Raw genomic sequence first — 17,656 nt, 5'->3', positions numbered from 1 at the left:
GGCATCAATATATGCGTTCAGACATGAAGAGGATTTCTCCAAACCGGCATTACCCCGGAACTCCGGACCCGCTCACGAAACTGACCGGATTACACATAACAAAATCACCCCGCTCCCTTTTCCCGGAAAAACCACACAACAAAAAAGAAAAAATCCGGAGAAGGACCAGCCTCCTCACTGACTCTTATACTCAGGATACCGCCGGAGAACCGCATCATCAACAACCGCCGGATTCTCCTTCAGAAGCGCAAGACCGCGCTCCGTAATCTGACACGTATTATCCGCAGACTTCGTAATCAGACACGCCTTCGCAAGCTCCGTACTCGCCGCAATCATCGGCTCAAGATAATCGCACGACCCGTCCTTCGGCTCGCGGATACCCAAATCATCAGGCAGCACGCAATAAATTTGACCGGTCTTATCCGGAAGCGCTGCAATCTGCTTCGGCTTCCCATCGGCAAGAGCCTTCAAAAGCGGCAGATACAATTCACAGGTACTCTTTGACGCTGTCATAATCACACATAGGAGACAATCGCAGATAAACATCCGGATAGTACCAAAAACCGCACAAACACAAAACTGACAAACGAAAAGAACAAAAAGAAGTATGGAGAATCCGGGCGGGTTTACACCCAGCCGCGAACCTTCATTGCCTCAACAACGCGCTTTACTGCAACAACATATGCTGCCTGACGCATGTTGATCTGATATTCCTTGGACGCATCCAGCACCGCATGGTAAGATGCAGTCATCGCAGCATCAAGCTTTGCATAGACATCATCCAGCGTCCAGTAGTGCATGTACATGTTCTGGACCATCTCATAGTAGGAAACGGTCACACCGCCTGCATTGCACAGGAAATCCGGAATAACATGAACACCATTCTTGTGGAGAATCGCATCTCCCTCCGGAGTCGTCGGGCCGTTTGCAAGCTCACAAATAACCTTTGCCTTCACAGTCGGTGCAACCTTCTCATTGATTGCTCCCTCATCCGGTGCCGCGGCAATGATCACATCAACCGGCAGTCCCATAACCTCATCATTCGTCAGGGTCTTTAATCCCTTATATCCGACGACGGACCTGGTTGACTCCTTGTGCGCAATAACTGCTGCGACATCCAGACCATTTGCATCATAGATACCGCCCTTCGAATCCGTCACTGCAACAATCGTAGAACCAAACATCTCCTGGGCAAGAGTTGCTGCATACATACCTGCATTGCCGAAACCAAGGATTGCGATCTTTGCCTTGGACAGATCAAGATTGAACTCCTTTGCTGCCTCACGCAGAGTGAACAGACCACCACGGGCAGTGGAATCACTGCGGCCGAGAGACCCGCCGACAACCAGCGGCTTACCGGTCAGAAGACCGAACTGGTTCTTACCCTGAATCGTAGAGTACTCATCCATCATCCAGGCCATAATCTGACCATCAGTATATACATCCGGTGCCGGAACATCAGTATCAGGACCAATATTCTTCCACATTGCACGGATGTATCCGCGGCTCAGACGCTCAAGTTCACCCTTGGACATCTCCTTCGGGTTGCAGATGATACCTCCCTTGCCTCCGCCGAGCGGCAGACCAAGAACGGAACACTTCCAGGTCATCCATGCAGACAGTGCACGAACGGTGTCAATGGTTTCTTCCGGGTGGTAGCGGATACCTCCCTTGTATGGACCGAGTGCATTATTATACTGCACACGGAACCCCTGGAAAACCCGGGTCGTACCATCATCCATCTTCACCGGGATGGAAATCTGAATCTGCCTCTGCGGCTGCATGAGGATGTCGACAACGCCCTGCTCAAGCTTGAGGATCTTTGCGCAATCCTGAAGCTGCTGCTGGGCCATCTCAAACGGGTTTACCTTCGACATGGTTTTTGCTTCCTGTCATGTTGCGGCTCTTCATAAAACCTTATTTAGGCCACATTCTGACATCAGTAATGTTGGAGTTCACCTATATAAAAGGTATCGTATTGTCGACAATTCAGACCCCAATTATTCGCCATTTTCAGAAAATACCGGATATTAGGCAAAATAACGATTAAGGCGTTGAGCATGGTTTTTCTATGCTATATGTTAGCATGCAAACCATATTTACCGCATACCTCTCGCGCATCAATGTACACAAACGCGCGGACAAAAAAAACAGAAAGAGGGCTTAGCTGAAGTGCACGCCCACGTCTTTCATGCCATTAAACTTGGCAATATTCAAAACAAGCGGAGTAATACTCTCCACAATACCTGAGACCGCGAGTGGACCCGCATCCACCGCCCGAAGCTTCGAAACCTCCGAGACCAGCTGCATCACAACTTTCTTCGCCTCCGCATCATCACTACAGACCGCAACCGTATAATCCAGCTCCTCATCAAGAAGTGTCCACTTGTGGGCCGCAATATTATTGAACGCCGTAACAAGCTTCGCAGACGCAGGCAGCATCTTCTGAATAGCAAGAGCCGCTGATCCCTCCTCCGGCCGGTCAAAGAAGAAATATCCATCCTTCTTCCCCATCGGATTTACCGGAGAGATCACAATCTTGTTCTCCAGATACTTCGGATCGATACCTGCAAGCGTCGGAGCAACATGCTGGAACATCACCGAGATCACCACAACATCCGCATCCCGCACCGCCTCCTCATTGGAAGTCCCGCGACAGAGACCTATACAGTTATGTTCCTGAAGCGTACAGACCGTAGCCTCAGCCGCCTCACATGCCTTGGAAGCCTCACGGGAACCAAGGATAATCTCATGTTTGTCAGAAATACGGAGGGCCAGACCCTTACCGATATCTCCCGTACCACCAATAATACCTATCTTCACTGAAACATTCACCTCAGATACTGTAGATATTGCAAGAGAAAAAGAATAAAGATTGTGCTAGGGTGTAGCACAGCAGAAAAAAACGTTCGCATCACTTGTACTTGTACCAGCGTCCTTTCTCGTCATACTCACCCTCCGGCTCGGCAACAGTTGCATCCGGCAGCACCAGAGCGGAAGTCTTTGCAAAGTAACAGACCTTGTACAGCGTAAACAACGGAACAAAAAACACCGCACACACCGCAATCGCCGCAAATCCGGCAAACATCACCTCAGGGGCAGACATAATCGCGAGAAGCTCATCAGGTGTCAGAGACAAAAGCTCAGCCTCCGTCATCGACGTAAACGGCAGAAACGCATCTGCCGCAAACGCCGCAAACACAAACGAACCGATAAACGAAACCGCAATCAGCAGCACAACATTCACCAGATAAAAGACCGCAACCGAAAACGACCCGTTCATCACCCGCAGGAAACTATCCTTCACCGACGCAAAAACACGCTTTTCATTCACCACCGCAGTCACATCCGCAAAGTAGCAGAAAAACACCACAGGAATAAACACAAACATCGCCACCTGTGCAGAAGCCGCAAGACCAAGTCCGAACGTCATCAGAATATAGGAAACAAACTGCGAAATAACCCACGCAATCAGAAACACCAGAATCGACGGCAGAAGCTGCCGGAAGTACCCGTGCACCGCATACCGCCGGAACACCCGGAACGACGACTCACCTTCTGCAACGACACCGTATGTCCCGGCAATAAGCGCCGGAAGCACAAATGCCAGCACCAGAGCAACCGAAACCGCCGTCATTATCCCGACACCCTCATACAGATACCAGGCAAGCAGAAGAACCGCCGCAGTCCACAGCCCGCTCAACCAGACGTACGGACTCTTCGCCATCCATCCGGCTGCCTCTCCAAGTGATTGAAGCGCCATATATCTCACCGGTTTCTGGGCATTGCCACAACTTCGCGAACCTGCAAATCAAAAAACGATGCTGTATGGGCTGGCCGGATCACCAGAACCGTATCCGCCCCCTCCTCCGTTCCGCCGACCGCAACAACCTCATCAGTCACACCGACCGCACCCTGATCTGCGGCGATAAGCACACACTCCACCACAACCTTCAGACCAACCGCAATTGTCCTGCGGAACGCTTCGGCAACAGCCTCAGTACGTGAACCACCGCCTACACGCGGAGACCGGGACAGGGCGCGTTCCAGACCGGACAGGGCATGTGTTCCGCAGACAACCGTATGCCCGGCCGCACGCAGCTCATCAGCAAGTACCGCATCAAACTCCCACACGCCGGGGGAAGAAAACCCGACCGCATGCGTCACAATTACCAGCCGGATATCCGTACCCGCGATCGCTTTGGCAAACTCCCGCGCCGTAGCACCTCCCGAACTCGCCGCAACAATCGTAGTCAGACCAAGCTCGGTCGCACGTTCAACTGCAAGCGCCGCACAATCCGCCGTATTCACGGGACCCGGACTGTCGAAATAGGTAATCGTCTTTGTCGTTTTCATAAATATCACATTACCCCCGGGCTGTCAGACTGCATAGTTCAACTCACTCCCGCCGCACCGTAAAATCCGGAAATTCTGTCAGTACATACTCCGACACCGCAACCTCGCGGATAATTGCACGCGGACAAGTGTACACCATCGAAAGAAACTTCTCGATAACCATATCCTCGCCGGTCACAAGAGCACGCACCCGCCCATCGGGCAGATTCTCCACCTCACCGCAAAGGCCGAGACTCTGACCCGCGTTCTTCACACAGGCGCGAAAACCAACCTTCTGCACTTTTCCGGAGAAGAGAACTTCCATCGTTTTTCTCATTATTTATCCCTGACACCCAAACGGTAGATACTTGTTTGATTCTGAAAAATGATAAACTTCCGCCCCTGGCAACATTCAGAGCGCCGGTGTTTTCATCCCATGCTTGCGCAGAAGAATCGATGCAGCCGCAGGAACCGCCACAATTGCACCGAAAAGCGTAAACGCCATTGCAATCACAGTGACAATCCCGAATACACTGATAATCGGAAAATCCGAAACGATCAGAGCCGAAAATGCCGCCATCGTAGCACAGGCGGAAACCGATATTGCCGCACCGATTTTACCGGTACCTTCGATCACCGCAGTCAGGGTATCGTGCGTCTCCATCTCCTCATAAATCCGCTCAACCATCATAATACAGTACTCAGCAGCGACACCGATGGTCATCGCACCCATAGTTGCCGTGAGGATATTGTACTCAATGCCGAGAAGATACATCGCAGCCCCGTTCCAGCCGATGATTAACACAATCGGAATCAGCGGTACCGCCGCTTTACCCATACTCCGGTACAGAAGCGACAGGAACACAAAGATCACCACAAACGCTAAAATCGTCATCTGCAGCTTGCCGATGTTCATCTCCTCCATCAGCTCAACATCCGAATACGGCGTTCCGGTAACCACCGCCTCAACTCCCGGCGGCGGCTGATAAAATGCAATATCACGGGTAACCTGTTCTGCAAGCGACCGCTCCGTTGCAAGCGACATCGAAGTCATATCAAACGAAATAATCGCTGACTGACCATCATTAAGATACGGCCGCCGCTTCTCTGGAGGAATTTCAGCAAGAATTGTATCGATCTCCTCCTGGGAAGTTGGAAGAACACCATTGTTTGCCGAAACGATCAGAGTGGCAATACTCTCAACACCCGTAAAACGCCACTCATGCGACGAAAGTTCATTGTTACCCCACACATACATCCACTCAAGCACATCAGGACTCACAATATTGCCACCGGTCACCTCCACCTGCAGACCATCCAGATCACCGATAGCATCCGTCACCGTATTGATACTGATAAGCGCCGGCATATCGGTAGGCACATAGGTTTTAATGTCTGTGTTGATAGGGATCTCCTCATCAACATACAACCCCACAACACCAACAACACAGAGAATCAGAAGAACAGGAACCGCATACCTCGTAATATGAAGAGCAGTCCCTTTCAGGAACGCATTGTAGCGTACCGAAAGAGGAGGTTTCGCTCCGGATTTTGGAGTTTTAACCTCACGGGGACGATAATCAGTCAGAACCGCCGCCAGCGGAATAATCAAAATCGCCGAAATATAGCAGCAGACAAGACCAAGAATCGCAACCGCACCGAACTGCCGGATATCCGGAAGTGTGGATACCTGCATCGCCACAAACCCCAGAGCACTTGCAATCATTGCAAAAAACACCGCAGACCCTGTCTTCGTGATCGTAATCCGCAGCGCCTCAGTCAAAGGATGAATGCGTATCTCATCATCAAGCCGCGAATGGAACTGAATCGCATAATCAATACCGATTCCGAGGAGAATCGGCAACGCCCCCATCGTCGCCATCGACAGCGGAATATGAAACAGTCCCATAATGCCAAACGTCATTAGAAGACCATTCATCACCGAAACAATCGACAAAAGGGTGTAGCGTGCATGATGGAACAACACCACGAGCGCGGTAATCATCAGAATAAACGCTGAACCAAGAAGTTTGCCAACATCATTGCCAAGACTCGTTCCCATATCCTTGTGAAGTGCCGCCGTCCCTGTAAAGGTCAGCGTAACGCCCGGCGGAACATTTGCAAGCGGCTGAAGAGCTGCAAGCGTGTTCAAAAGCGTCTGCTGATTCGCATCCGTCATGCCGGTTGTCGGATCAATCTTCACTAAGAGAAGCTGATTATTGGGCATACTGCCTGCAAGAACAGTCGCCGGAACACGGGAAAACAGGACATTCAAAACATCCTGATTCTCCGGAACACTACCTCCATTGTACGCAAGAATCAGATCATAAATGCTCTCTACATTCTGCACACCGTTCTGCTGCCGGAGAAGTTCTTCGAACTCAACGATGCTTTTCATCACATTCACATCGCGGACATTGCCGGTCTGCACCATCATCACGACCGAACTTGTCTGAAACGTATCGCGATAGTCCTGATACACATAGGAAGCGTGACCGGTTTTGTCCGGCGTCTGAATTGTGGTGTTCATAGTGACGCCGGTTGCACCATAGATACCGATAAGGATCATGAGAATGAGAAGACAACCAATTACGAACGGATATTTAGTAATAAACTGATTGATCTTCTCAAATGGTGACAGCATGGCACAACCCTCGACTCTTGTATAAAATAAGATGTTGCAGGCAGTTCTCTTAAAGGTAGAGATGATACTCAAATTTTTTGTCGAAATTTATGACAGAATACGAGTATTTTTTACGATAGCCGAGTATGCAGCAGAAAAAAAGATGCGCGGCCTTACTCACCGCAGGTATCGCAGTCGTGACCGCAGGAGGAACACGATACAGGTTCTCCCCAGGGCTCGCGTCCCTGTTTCACCAGATAATCATTAATTGCCTTGTGAATCGTCTCCTCAGCAAGAACCGAGCAGTGCATCTTGATTGCCGGCAGACCATCGAGCGCTTCTGCGACCGCCTTGTTGGAAAGCTGCCAGGCCTCTTCAAGGGTCTTGCCCTTGATCATCTCGGTTGCCATACTGCTTGAAGCAATAGCCGCACCGCAGCCGAAAGTCTGAAACTTTGCGTCCACAATGATATCATTCTCGATCTTCAGGTACATCTTCATGATGTCGCCGCAGGAAGGATTACCCTCCTCGCCGACACCGTTTGCATCCTCAATGGTACCCACATTGCGCGGGTTCATGAAATGATCCATGACTTTTTCACTGTACATTTATCTCAGCTCCTCAGGGGTAAGGGGTGACATCGACCGGAGTTTCTGAATAATTTCCGGCAGTTTTTCAAGAACATACAAAACATCCTCCTCCGTGTTTCGCTCACCGAGCGTAAGACGAACCGAACCATGGGCAATCTCATGCGGAACACCCATCGCCGTCAGCACATGGGACGGCTCAAGCGATGCAGAGTTGCAGGCACTGCCGGTGGAGGCACAGATACCGAACATATTGAGAAGCAGAAGAATACCCTCTCCTTCGATGTACTCAAATGTGATGTTCACATTATTCGGCAGACGTCTGGTCGGATGGCCGTTCAGATGACTTGCCGGAAGTTTGAGAAGTTCGGTGATCAGGTGATCCCGCATCGCCGCAAGACGCACCGATTCATCGGGCATTGCCGCAACAGCCCGCTCAATTGCAGCACCCAGACCAACAATTCCCGGAACATTCTCGGTTCCTGCCCGGTGCCTGCTCTCCTGTGCCCCTCCGTGAATCAGATTCTGAATCCGCACACCGCGCCGGATATACAGTGCACCAACACCTTTCGGCCCGTAGAACTTATGACCCGACAAAGAAAGCATATCAATCTGCTCAGCCTTCACGTCAATCGGGACATGGCCCACCGCCTGTACTGCATCAGTGTGGAAATAGATGCCGTGCGCACGGGCTATCGCCCCGATCTCTGCAACCGGCTGGATCGTCCCAACCTCGTTGTTTGCATACATGACGGATATGAGAATAGTGTCGGGCCGGATCGCTTTTTCCACATCCGCAGGTGACACCATGCCGTACTGATCCACCGGCAGATAGGTCACTTCAAATCCCTGGGACTGCAGCCACTCGGCAGCATGCAGAATTGCGTGGTGTTCAACGGCGGTGGTGATGATGTGTTTTCCTTTCCGGATGTTTGCAAAGGCAACCCCTTTCAACACCCAATTATCCGATTCAGAGCCTCCCGCCGTGAAGTAAATCTCATTTGGTTCCGCATTGATGGCTGCCGCAACCTTCGCACGCGCTTCATCAACTGCCGCCTTACTCTCCTGGCCGATGCTGTACACCGACGACGGGTTGCCGAACTTCTCCGAGAAGTAGGGAAGCATCGCCTCTACAACCTCCGGCGCCGCATATGTTGTTGCGGCATGATCCATATACACAATTTTTTTCTCCGTTTCGGTCACCTCGGCACGTGCAATTCACGCCGTGAATTGATCTGATAGTAGTATATCGCTCTTCTTGTATTTGAAAAGATATGGATATGCGGGTAGTGGCAATTCCCCTCCCATATCCGTGACTCTTAACTATGTCAGAGTCTAACATACTTAGCGATGTACGCAAAACGCCTGGACAACTTACCCCCCTATCTGTTTGCCCAGATCGACGCCATCAAAGCACAGAAACGTGCCGAAGGCGTTGACCTCATTGACCTCGGAGTAGGAGACCCGGACCTGCCGACTCCGGAACACATCGTTGATGCGCTCTGTGAAGCAGCACGCGACCCGGCAACCCACCACTATCCCGACTACCTCGGCATGATAGAGTACCGTAAAGCGGTCGCCGTCTGGTACAAAAACCGGTTCGGCATTACCCTTGATCCCGCCAAAGAAGTTCTGGCACTCATCGGCTCCAAGGAAGGTATCGCACATATCCCTGAAGCGTTCGTAAACCCCGGAGACTACGTGCTCGCATCCGACCCGGGTTACCCCGTCTACAAAACCTCCACCCTCTTTGCCGAAGGAAAATGCTACAACATGCCGCTTCTTGAGGAAAACAACTTCCTCCCTGACTACGATGCAATCCCCAAAGACGTCGTGGCCGGCGCAAAACTCATGTTCATCGGATACCCGAACAACCCGACCGGTGCAGTCGCCCCCATGGAATTCTTCGACGAAACCGTCGAATTCGCCAAAAACAACGACATCATCGTCGTCCACGACAACGCCTACTCGGAGATCGCCTACGACGGCTACAAGACCCCCTCCTTCTTACAGGCAAGCGGCGCAATGGACGTCGGTATTGAGACCCACTCCCTCTCCAAAACCTACAACATGACCGGCTGGCGTATCGGTATGGCTGTCGGAAACGCCGACCTCATCGGCGCATTCGGACGTGTCAAAACCAACATCGACTCAGGAGCATTCGACGCAATCCAGCGTGCCGCAATCGTCGCACTTACTGGATCGCAGGACTGTGTTGCACACGCCTGCTCCATCTATCAGGAACGCCGCGATGCACTCGTCGCAGGTCTTCAGTCCCTCGGCTTCACCGTCCATGTTCCCAAAGCAACATTCTACGTCTGGATGAAGGTGAACAACTCCGTTGAGTTCACCCAGAGGATGATTAACGAAGCAGGTATCGTCGTCACCCCCGGAACCGGTTTTGGTCCGAACGGTGAAGGCTATGTCCGCTTCGCCATCACCCGTCCGGTAGAACGCATCAACGAGGCAATCGCCCGCATGAAAGAACACAACATCACCGGTAACTGAAATGAAACTTCCCGAATCACTCTCCATCCAGGGCGGCCACCTCTACTGCGGCGGCGTTGACACCGTAGAACTTGCAAAAAAATTCGGCACGCCGCTCTACGTCACCAACGAAAATCATGTAATCAAAAACTTCCGTCGCTTTGAAGCCGCCCTCAAAACTTACACAGACAACGTCCAGCTGCTCTACGCCGCAAAAGCAAACGAAAACCCTGTCCTCATCCAGACCCTCGCACGCGAAGGTGCCGGAGCAGACATATTCTCCCTCGGAGAAATGCGTGCCGCCCTGGAAAGCGGTATGCCCGCCGAAAAACTGCTCTTCAACGGCAGCTCCAAAACTGAGGCCGACCTGCGGGCAGCAGTCCAGCACGGCATCAAAATCTCCGTTGACTCCGTGGATGAACTCCATCAGCTCGACGCTATTACCAAAGAGATGAAAAAGGCCGCAAAAATCGGCTTCCGCGTCAACCCGGAGATCAATGTCCCGACCCACCCGAAGATCGCAACCGGTATCAAAAACAGCAAATTCGGTATTCCGGCAGAAATGATCCTTGACGCTTATGCAGAAGCCCTCGCCTGCGAGTACATCATCCCGGTCGGCATGCACTGCCATATCGGATCACAGATTCTGGAGATCGAACCGTTCAGAATCGCCTGCGGCGTCATCATGAACGTGGCAAAAGAGATCACAAAACTCGGCGTCAAACTCGAGTTTGTGGACTTCGGCGGAGGCCTCGGCATTCCGTATCACCGCGGAGAAAATCCGGATGCAGCGCCGACTCCCGAAGAGTATGCCGCAGCTGTCATGCCGGTGTTCGTGGATGCCTGTAAAGATGCCGGCATCTCGCCTGCATTCTGGGTCGAACCCGGACGCTGGATGGTCGGCGAATCCACCATCCTGCTGACCGGCGTCAACTCGGTTAAGACCGTGCACAAGACCTTCATCAACGTGGATGCAGGATTCAACCTCCTGATCCGCCCGGCGATGTACGACTCCTGGCACGAGGTGCTTGTCGCAAACAAAGCAGACGCGCCTGCAAGCATCACTGCAACTGTTACCGGCCCGATATGTGAGACCGGCGACATTCTTGCAGCCGACCGGAAACTTCCTGAGACCGTGACCGGTGATGTCATCGCGGTTCTGGACGCAGGAGCGTACGGTTATGCCATGTCCTCGCAGTACAACAGCCGCCCGCGATGTCCGGAAGTTCTCGTCAATGGCGACAAAGCCGAACTGATGCGCCGCGCCGAGACCTATGAGGACATGACGGCTACTGTCGTCTATCCATCCTGGCACAGGAAATAACCCATGCACTATGCGCTCGTCTCCGATCTGCTGACAAAAGAAGAGTTTGACGAGCGGGTAGAGAACAAATGCGAGGAACTTGGCGGAGCAGTTGATGAGGTCTGCGCCGCCATGCTCGTCGTTGAGGAGCTGGGACGCAGCCACATCAGGATCGGTGAAATCAAAAACACTGCCACCGCCCTCGTATCTTTTTTCGGAAAAATTCTTGAAATAACCCCGCCCCGCGAGTTCAGACGCGAGGGAGACGACGAGAACGCAGAACCAGGGCTCGTGGCATCCCTTATCCTCGGGGATCCTACCGGCACGGTGAAAATGACACTGTGGGATGCAATGGCCGCAGCCGTTCCTGAGCTTGAGGTCGGATCGGTTCTTGAGGTGATCGCAAAGCCGCGTCCGGGTTACCGGAATGAGGTGACCTGCGCCGCACTCAGACCGAGCCAGGTCACTATTGTTGAAACGAAGAAGCCGCCGAAGTCCGAAACGATGAAGGTCCCGCTTGCGGCAAAAGTACTCCACATCGGAAACATCCGTGAAATCACCCGTCGTGACGGATCCCTGTCCGAGCTTCAGGAGATCCTCGTAGGCGATCCGTCCGGAACGGCACGGATTATTACCTGGGAACCGGAACTGTTTGCGGATCTGGACGAAGGAGTCTCGGTAAGTTTTGCCGGACTCACGCGAAAAGAGGATGAGGATTCGGTTGAGTACGTCGCAGGAGATAGTGTAGTGATAACACCGCACACAGAACCGATCGAAGTTCTCACCTGTGATGCGGGCGATGTCACCGAAGGCCAGACCTCGGTGGTGACCGGTGTTGTGCGATCCGTCTCCCCGGTCCGGACCTTTACCACCCGCCGCGGAACCGAGTCACGGGTAAAGAACATCAAACTTGGCAGCGAGACAGGGCACGGATACGTAAACATCGCCTGTTGGAATGAGGCCGCGGATACAGCGGTGCTTGCCGGGGACAGAGTCGAAGTCATCAACGCACCGGCAAAGCTGAACAAGTACGGGGATGTGGAACTTTCCGTCGGTCGCGGCGCGGTCCTGCGGGAGCGGGAAGAAGAGGGAGTCTATACTGAGTTTGAGGGATTTGTTGTCCCCAGAATCGAGGGAATGACAATCGACAACGGAACACAAGCCTTTCTGATGGTAACCGATCTGCCGCTTACTCCGGCGGTACGCATACGTGCCGAAGGCATCTGTAAAAACTTCCGGCTGTACGTGGAGAGGGTGGAAGTGGTGCCGGTGTCGGCAGCCGATCTGAAGGATCGGCTGCGCAATCTGTGATCTATTCTCTGCTCTCTTTTTGAAGTCCGATACTTTCTTTAAATCTCCGTTTTGCGTATGCGGCAAATGCATCGCGGCATTCAGGAGAGGAAAGGAAGTCATATGCGACCTGTTCAATAACCGGACCAATAACCGGATTTTTGACAAGGTCTCCCGCAGCACTGAGCAGAGCTGATTTGAAAGATGAGTCGTCCGCAGATGTCATGATGTAGCGTGAGCAGGATATGGATAAATCTGTATGGATGGTGACAGGAGACAGACAACGCACATTCACACGGGAGGGCACTTTCACACCGCGCGGTCGGGGGTTTATATGCCGCAAATGTCGATGTAATAGTATATCTCAACAATACAAAGGAGACAGAAGATATGACAGCAACTGATATTGAGGACATTCCCGGAGTAGGACCGGCAACCGCCGACCGCCTTCGTGAGGCAGGATACATAACCGTTGAAAGCATTGCAACCGCCGCACCGGTTGACCTCTCCGAGGCAGCCGAGCTTGGCGAGTCAACGGCCAAAAAGATCATCAAGGCAGCCCGCGAGATCGCAGATATCGGCGGTTTTAAGACCGGCACGGATGTTCTTGCACGCAGACAGGAGGTTCTCAAGCTCAGTACGTTCGTCCCCGAGGTGGATGAACTTCTGGGAGGCGGTATCGAGACGCAGGCCATCACCGAGTTTTACGGTGAGTTCGGTTCCGGAAAGTCGCAGATTGTCCACCAGCTTGCAGTGAACTGCCAGCTTCCTCAGGAAGTTGGCGGTCTTGGCGGCAGCTGTCTCTACATTGACACGGAGAACACGTTCCGTCCGGAACGTATCGAACAGATGGTTGCAGGTCTTGAGTTTGAAAAGCCGCTCCCCGAGGGATACGAGATTCCGGACACGGAAACGTTCCTTGCAAACATCCACGTTGCCCGTGCCCACAGTTCCGATCACCAGATGCTTCTGATAGACTCTGCACGCGATCTGGCGAATGAACTTAAAGAAACTGAGATGCCGGTCAAACTGATCATTGTGGACTCTCTTACCGGCCTCTTCCGTGCTGAGTATGCGGGCCGCGGCACCCTTGCCGGACGTCAGCAGAAACTCAACCGCCATCTGCATGATCTCTTCAAGCTCGTTGACGAACTGAACGCGGTTGCTATTGTTACCAATCAGGTAATGTCCAACCCGGGTGTCTTCTTCGGGGACCCGACAAAACCGATCGGCGGCAACATTGTCGGCCATTCAGCAACGTTCCGTCTCTATCTCAGAAAGAGCAAGGCAGGAAAACGTATTGCCCGGCTTGTGGACAGCCCGAATCTTCCTGAGGGAGAGGCCACCTTCATGGTTGAGACCGCAGGTATCAAACCCTGCTAACGGGTATGACGGCGGGTATTATCACAAAAATACCCGTTTTTAGAGCTCGGATTGTGATAACATGATGACCCCTGAAATGTTACCAAACGAGTATATCGGGATGTATGCAAAGGAGAACACCCGGTACCAAAAACAGTTTGCCATCCGACGATTTTTGAAAGTATATCTGGGGCATGATGTCCCAGATCTGAACTCTGCTATGCAGGAGTATCTGAAGCGTGACGAGCGGCAGATCGCAGTTGATCTTACTCGGTACCAGATGCACCCCTCATTCCAGAAGCTTGCGCCTAAAACGAGATCACTCTACACATCATTGGTCATCACGTATTTTGAAGATTGTTGCAACCTATCTCTCTCCGGTCTGCAGAAAAAGATGATGAGGAAAGCGGTCAAGGAGAAAGTCAGGGCTGTTACCGTTGATGCGAATCCAACACGTGAGATGATACGAAAGATCATCAATCACTGTAATGAGCGTCACACAGCTGAAATACTTATCAGCGTGTCATCTGGTCTGCGTTTTGGAGAAATACTGCAGTTACAGCATGATGATATCGACTATACAACAATACCCGTGACCATCCATCTCCGAGGGGAAACCACCAAGAGCGGAGAGCCAAGGATAACGTATCTATCTACCGAGGCAGTGGATGCACTTAAAGCCTATTACCGGGTCAGGGATTCAATGATCCAGAAAAGTGAACGGGAAAAACGGCGTGGCCGTCCCATCTGTGTCACAGATACTTCCCTGATATTTCCGTGGTCGATGAATAATGAGGGAAAACTGATATCAGATGCGATTGTTCTTGCAGGATATACAGAAAAGGACAAAAGGACAGGACGGTATAAGGTTCACTTCCATCTATGGAGGAAGTATTTCTTAACGCAGGCAAAAAGGTACGCCAATCCCGCATTTGTTGAAGCCTGGGCAGGGCACTCCGGCTATTTGTCCTCCTCTTATCATCGACCCTCAGACGAAGAAGACCGGGCGGAATATTTGAAGGCAGAGATTGCGCTCACAATCAACATCCCTGATGATTACATACAGATCAAACTGGAGCAGAGTGAGGAGCTGGATGATCTCCGAAAAAACAATGAGCGTCTCACCTCGATGTTGCATATTCTGCAGAGCCAGCTCGAAACGATGCAGATGCAACAGAAAGAACTGATGGTTGCCCAAAGGATTAGTGGTGGGATTCCGCCATACCCAGGGCCTTGTGAAACAAATGATGATGAATCAGACTGAGCACTTTCAGACCGCACGGTCAGGGATTTATATCCTCCCAAAACGAGGTATGATCAGGCAGGTGGTTCCCCCTACCTGCTCCACCCCAATTTTCAAAGTTTCTGCAATTTTCGGGCAATGACTGGAATTGAGCACTGGTTGGATTCCGGAAGATACCACTCGCATTTTTCTTTGATACACCCATAGTAAAAGGGAGCACCAACTTGGTTGATGTTGAGTGGACATGCTTTGTCTTTATCTGTTACCTGCTTTGCAGTGATGCCTAGGAGCCCCATACCATTACTTGAGATGGGATATGAATTAACCTTATCCCATCGATGCACGGACCCGCCGCAACAGCTGAACATCAGCTGCTCTTGCTCCCTTTTTCGATGCCTCATCGATGATTGCATCCAGCTCATCCGGAGAGAGGGACTGAGGATTGATCGTGATGTTGTAGGTCTCATGCAAGGCTGTGGAGGAAGAGGAGTTTGAGATCTCCGTCAGTGTCTGTACCGACTGCTGCATCCTCTCAAGCGGGTTCTCCAGAGTTCCGGTAGCCGCCTGGGCCAGCGTGATTCCCCAACCGACTGGATTGGAAAGACGGAATGCCCATTCCACAAACGGCCAGAGAGGGTGATTCGTCACAGTGTCCCAAGTGTTCTTGATGGTCTCCGGCAGACTGGTTACCCATTCCACAAACCCCTGAACAGCATCAGACAGACCCGTAAATCCTGCCTGGAGATAGGGGAGTATACCACCACCTAGCCAGTTCAGGAATTTTCCGAGCACACTGTCATCCCACCCATTCTGTGCCACATCCCAAAGCAGCCAGCATGCGCCAATAATCGCACCAATTACGGCAATAAGCGGGATGAAGGGGGCCATAAATGCCCATGCTGTGATAGCTCCCGCAGAGAGTGATGCTGTTAGACCTGTGATACCTCCTGTTGCAGCAATACTGGCTGATAAGATTGATCCAAACCCATAGATTACACGATAGATTGATGGAAGTAACATATTCACCGCTACGATCTGCAGTGCAATCGAACCCGTCAGCCCCATCACTGCAGTTCCTGCTGCGCCGACCACCCCTATCACTCCCAACACTGGTTCCGGCAGTCCGCTCACCGCATTCGCCAGGGCCGTCACGGAATCATACCATACCTGCATTGCCGGAGCTGCCCCGCCGGCGATGGCCACGTTCATGTCCTTCACGGCAGCTGTCGATGCCTGAATACTGCTGCCCAGACTCTTTTGCTTCTCGCCGGCCATATCCAGCAACACATTGCTTTTCTCCAGCACCGCATACAGCATCGCGGACACCTGCTGCTCTTCGGTCAGGGCATCAACAGCCACACCGAGACTCTCGGCGTACATCTGATTCGCTTCCCCGACGGAAACCACAATACCCAAGTTATCCAGGATCATCTGCGACTGCCGCGCAATACCCGTCACAATATCGTTGAACATCGCAGTAGTATCCCCTCCCTGAATACGTGCAGCCGCCTCGGCGATCTCCGCAAGTTGCGGCAGGGTCTCCGCCTCAATACCAAATGCAATGGCCCGGTTCGCACTCTTCACCATATCCACTGCAGCAACCGTTCCGCCGGTCGCCTCCTTCATCTGCTGCAGCAGCCGATCCGTATCCTCCCCCACGTTCCGACTCAGGATGCCGTATCCTCCGGAGTACGTTGCAAACTCCCTAGATTGGGATGAGAAATACAGTGCCCCGGCTACGCCCACCGCTGTCAGGGCCGCACCGACCGCCATCAGTGAACTCCGGAACTGATCCGCTTCCCGCTTGGCCTGCTCCATCGCCCGTTTCTCCAGCTCGATCTGCGCCGCACTCTTCCCGGCAGCGGTCTCCAACTGCAGCTGTGCCTCGGCAGCCGTCACCGTAGTTGCGGACAACTTCACCGTCTGCTGTTCTGCAGCCTTCGCATGACCGACATACTGGTTGACGGCATTATTGCTGGCCATTAGCGGTCCGGTTACCGCATCCACCATTCCCACCCGCACAAAGAGCGAGCGGATGATCCCCTGCTTGGCCTCTGTCATGGGGAGAACGTCAGCAGAATGAGAGAAAAAGGAAAGTCACAAGGAATGATTCAAAAGTAGATGTTGTGCCGTTAACGGGCGACCAAACCCCGGCACAACAAAGGACATTAGTTCTGAACCTTATGAGATAGAACTACTGATAGAGGAACGGCTTAGGGCGGGTTCACTCTGATCTGTATATTGTCTTTCAGAATATATAACGTTGTCCCAGTGAGCAAAAGAGTGAAAAAGGAGGTTTATTTTCCTCCTTTTTCTTGCTCAATAGCTCAACCCACCCGCGTATTTCAGCGGATACCAGCATCACCAGAGTGATGATGTCGATTATGTTCATTTTTCTAATGTCCTATCCGGGCCATTTGGTCAAC

General features: G+C 52.2%; 16 protein-coding genes. 5 read left to right on the top strand and 11 right to left on the bottom strand.

Translation table 11 applies throughout. The features are described from left to right. Positions 1 to 174: 174 nt before the first annotated feature. From O0S10_RS01900 to nifS, 9 genes are all read right to left on the bottom strand, one after another. Entirely contained in the window at positions 175 to 513 is a 339-nt protein-coding gene (locus tag O0S10_RS01900; protein WP_268924205.1) for a winged helix-turn-helix domain-containing protein, read from the bottom strand. A gap of 113 nt (positions 514 to 626) precedes the next feature. Then, the gene (locus O0S10_RS01895) at positions 627 to 1,877 is read right to left on the bottom strand and encodes a Glu/Leu/Phe/Val family dehydrogenase (protein ID WP_268924204.1); all 1,251 of its coding nucleotides are present in this window, start codon (positions 1,875 to 1,877) and stop codon (positions 627 to 629) included. Between the two features lie 286 nt (positions 1,878 to 2,163). Next, positions 2,164 to 2,835 (bottom strand): NADPH-dependent F420 reductase, encoded by a 672-nt coding sequence (npdG, locus tag O0S10_RS01890; protein ID WP_268924203.1) that lies wholly within the window; start codon positions 2,833 to 2,835, stop codon positions 2,164 to 2,166. A gap of 79 nt (positions 2,836 to 2,914) precedes the next feature. Next, on the bottom strand, positions 2,915 to 3,763 hold the full coding sequence (locus O0S10_RS01885) for a hypothetical protein (protein WP_268924202.1): 849 nt from the start codon (positions 3,761 to 3,763) through the stop codon (positions 2,915 to 2,917). Positions 3,764 to 3,768: 5 nt separating this feature from the next. After that, positions 3,769 to 4,356 (bottom strand): pyruvate kinase alpha/beta domain-containing protein, encoded by a 588-nt coding sequence (locus tag O0S10_RS01880; protein ID WP_268924201.1) that lies wholly within the window; start codon positions 4,354 to 4,356, stop codon positions 3,769 to 3,771. Positions 4,357 to 4,399: 43 nt separating this feature from the next. Further along, on the bottom strand, positions 4,400 to 4,672 hold the full coding sequence (locus O0S10_RS01875) for an acylphosphatase (RefSeq protein WP_268924200.1): 273 nt from the start codon (positions 4,670 to 4,672) through the stop codon (positions 4,400 to 4,402). A 75-nt stretch (positions 4,673 to 4,747) separates the two neighbouring features. Beyond that, entirely contained in the window at positions 4,748 to 6,979 is a 2,232-nt protein-coding gene (locus tag O0S10_RS01870; protein WP_268924199.1) for an efflux RND transporter permease subunit, read from the bottom strand. 152 nt (positions 6,980 to 7,131) lie between these two features. After that, positions 7,132 to 7,566, bottom strand: coding sequence for a Fe-S cluster assembly scaffold protein NifU (gene nifU / locus O0S10_RS01865; RefSeq protein WP_268924198.1), 435 nt, complete (start codon positions 7,564 to 7,566; stop codon positions 7,132 to 7,134). Beyond that, positions 7,567 to 8,718, bottom strand: a complete 1,152-nt coding sequence (gene nifS, locus O0S10_RS01860) for a cysteine desulfurase NifS (protein ID WP_268924197.1) — start codon at positions 8,716 to 8,718, stop codon at positions 7,567 to 7,569. Positions 8,719 to 8,895: 177 nt separating this feature from the next. Here nifS and O0S10_RS01855 point away from each other — a divergent pair, with 177 nt between their 5' ends. Genes O0S10_RS01855 through O0S10_RS01845 form a run of 3 tightly spaced genes read left to right on the top strand, consistent with a single transcriptional unit; the run spans position 8,896 to position 12,646 of the window. Then, entirely contained in the window at positions 8,896 to 10,053 is a 1,158-nt protein-coding gene (locus O0S10_RS01855; RefSeq protein WP_268924196.1) for an LL-diaminopimelate aminotransferase, read from the top strand. Position 10,054: 1 nt separating this feature from the next. Beyond that, complete coding sequence (gene lysA / locus O0S10_RS01850; protein WP_268924195.1) at positions 10,055 to 11,356, top strand: diaminopimelate decarboxylase; 1,302 nt, start codon at positions 10,055 to 10,057, stop codon at positions 11,354 to 11,356. Between the two features lie 3 nt (positions 11,357 to 11,359). Beyond that, complete coding sequence (locus O0S10_RS01845; protein ID WP_268924194.1) at positions 11,360 to 12,646, top strand: hypothetical protein; 1,287 nt, start codon at positions 11,360 to 11,362, stop codon at positions 12,644 to 12,646. 1 nt (position 12,647) lies between these two features. Here O0S10_RS01845 and O0S10_RS01840 read toward each other — a convergent pair whose 3' ends face one another. Next, positions 12,648 to 12,851, bottom strand: coding sequence for a hypothetical protein (locus O0S10_RS01840; RefSeq protein WP_268924193.1), 204 nt, complete (start codon positions 12,849 to 12,851; stop codon positions 12,648 to 12,650). Between the two features lie 164 nt (positions 12,852 to 13,015). On the opposite strand from O0S10_RS01840, the gene radA reads away from it, so the two are divergent. Then, positions 13,016 to 14,008, top strand: coding sequence for a DNA repair and recombination protein RadA (gene radA, locus O0S10_RS01835; protein ID WP_268924192.1), 993 nt, complete (start codon positions 13,016 to 13,018; stop codon positions 14,006 to 14,008). A gap of 61 nt (positions 14,009 to 14,069) precedes the next feature. Beyond that, complete coding sequence (locus O0S10_RS01830; RefSeq protein ID WP_268924191.1) at positions 14,070 to 15,251, top strand: tyrosine-type recombinase/integrase; 1,182 nt, start codon at positions 14,070 to 14,072, stop codon at positions 15,249 to 15,251. A 306-nt stretch (positions 15,252 to 15,557) separates the two neighbouring features. On the opposite strand, the gene O0S10_RS01825 is transcribed toward O0S10_RS01830, so the two are convergent. Then, entirely contained in the window at positions 15,558 to 17,291 is a 1,734-nt protein-coding gene (locus tag O0S10_RS01825) for a hypothetical protein (protein WP_268924190.1), read from the bottom strand. Positions 17,292 to 17,656 lie beyond the last annotated feature (365 nt).

This window comes from Methanocorpusculum petauri (assembly GCF_026891975.1).
Taxonomy (GTDB): domain Archaea; phylum Halobacteriota; class Methanomicrobia; order Methanomicrobiales; family Methanocorpusculaceae; genus Methanocorpusculum; species Methanocorpusculum petauri.
This window is presented reverse-complemented; position numbering and strand designations above follow the sequence as displayed.

Bases quoted from the DNA above. Each gene is read 5' to 3' on its own strand.
- O0S10_RS01845 (WP_268924194.1), top strand. From the start codon at position 11,360: ATGCACTATGCGCTCGTCTCCGATCTGCTGACAAAAGAAGAGTTTGAC.
- lysA (WP_268924195.1), top strand. From the start codon at position 10,055: ATGAAACTTCCCGAATCACTCTCCATCCAGGGCGGCCACCTCTACTGC.
- O0S10_RS01880 (WP_268924201.1), bottom strand. From the start codon at position 4,356: ATGAAAACGACAAAGACGATTACCTATTTCGACAGTCCGGGTCCCGTG.
- O0S10_RS01900 (WP_268924205.1), bottom strand. From the start codon at position 513: ATGACAGCGTCAAAGAGTACCTGTGAATTGTATCTGCCGCTTTTGAAG.
- O0S10_RS01895 (WP_268924204.1), bottom strand. From the start codon at position 1,877: ATGTCGAAGGTAAACCCGTTTGAGATGGCCCAGCAGCAGCTTCAGGAT.
- O0S10_RS01885 (WP_268924202.1), bottom strand. From the start codon at position 3,763: ATGGCGCTTCAATCACTTGGAGAGGCAGCCGGATGGATGGCGAAGAGT.
- radA (WP_268924192.1), top strand. From the start codon at position 13,016: ATGACAGCAACTGATATTGAGGACATTCCCGGAGTAGGACCGGCAACC.
- O0S10_RS01875 (WP_268924200.1), bottom strand. From the start codon at position 4,672: ATGAGAAAAACGATGGAAGTTCTCTTCTCCGGAAAAGTGCAGAAGGTT.
- O0S10_RS01840 (WP_268924193.1), bottom strand. From the start codon at position 12,851: ATGACATCTGCGGACGACTCATCTTTCAAATCAGCTCTGCTCAGTGCT.
- O0S10_RS01825 (WP_268924190.1), bottom strand. From the start codon at position 17,291: ATGACAGAGGCCAAGCAGGGGATCATCCGCTCGCTCTTTGTGCGGGTG.
- O0S10_RS01870 (WP_268924199.1), bottom strand. From the start codon at position 6,979: ATGCTGTCACCATTTGAGAAGATCAATCAGTTTATTACTAAATATCCG.
- nifS (WP_268924197.1), bottom strand. From the start codon at position 8,718: ATGGATCATGCCGCAACAACATATGCGGCGCCGGAGGTTGTAGAGGCG.
- O0S10_RS01855 (WP_268924196.1), top strand. From the start codon at position 8,896: ATGTACGCAAAACGCCTGGACAACTTACCCCCCTATCTGTTTGCCCAG.
- O0S10_RS01830 (WP_268924191.1), top strand. From the start codon at position 14,070: ATGATGACCCCTGAAATGTTACCAAACGAGTATATCGGGATGTATGCA.
- nifU (WP_268924198.1), bottom strand. From the start codon at position 7,566: ATGTACAGTGAAAAAGTCATGGATCATTTCATGAACCCGCGCAATGTG.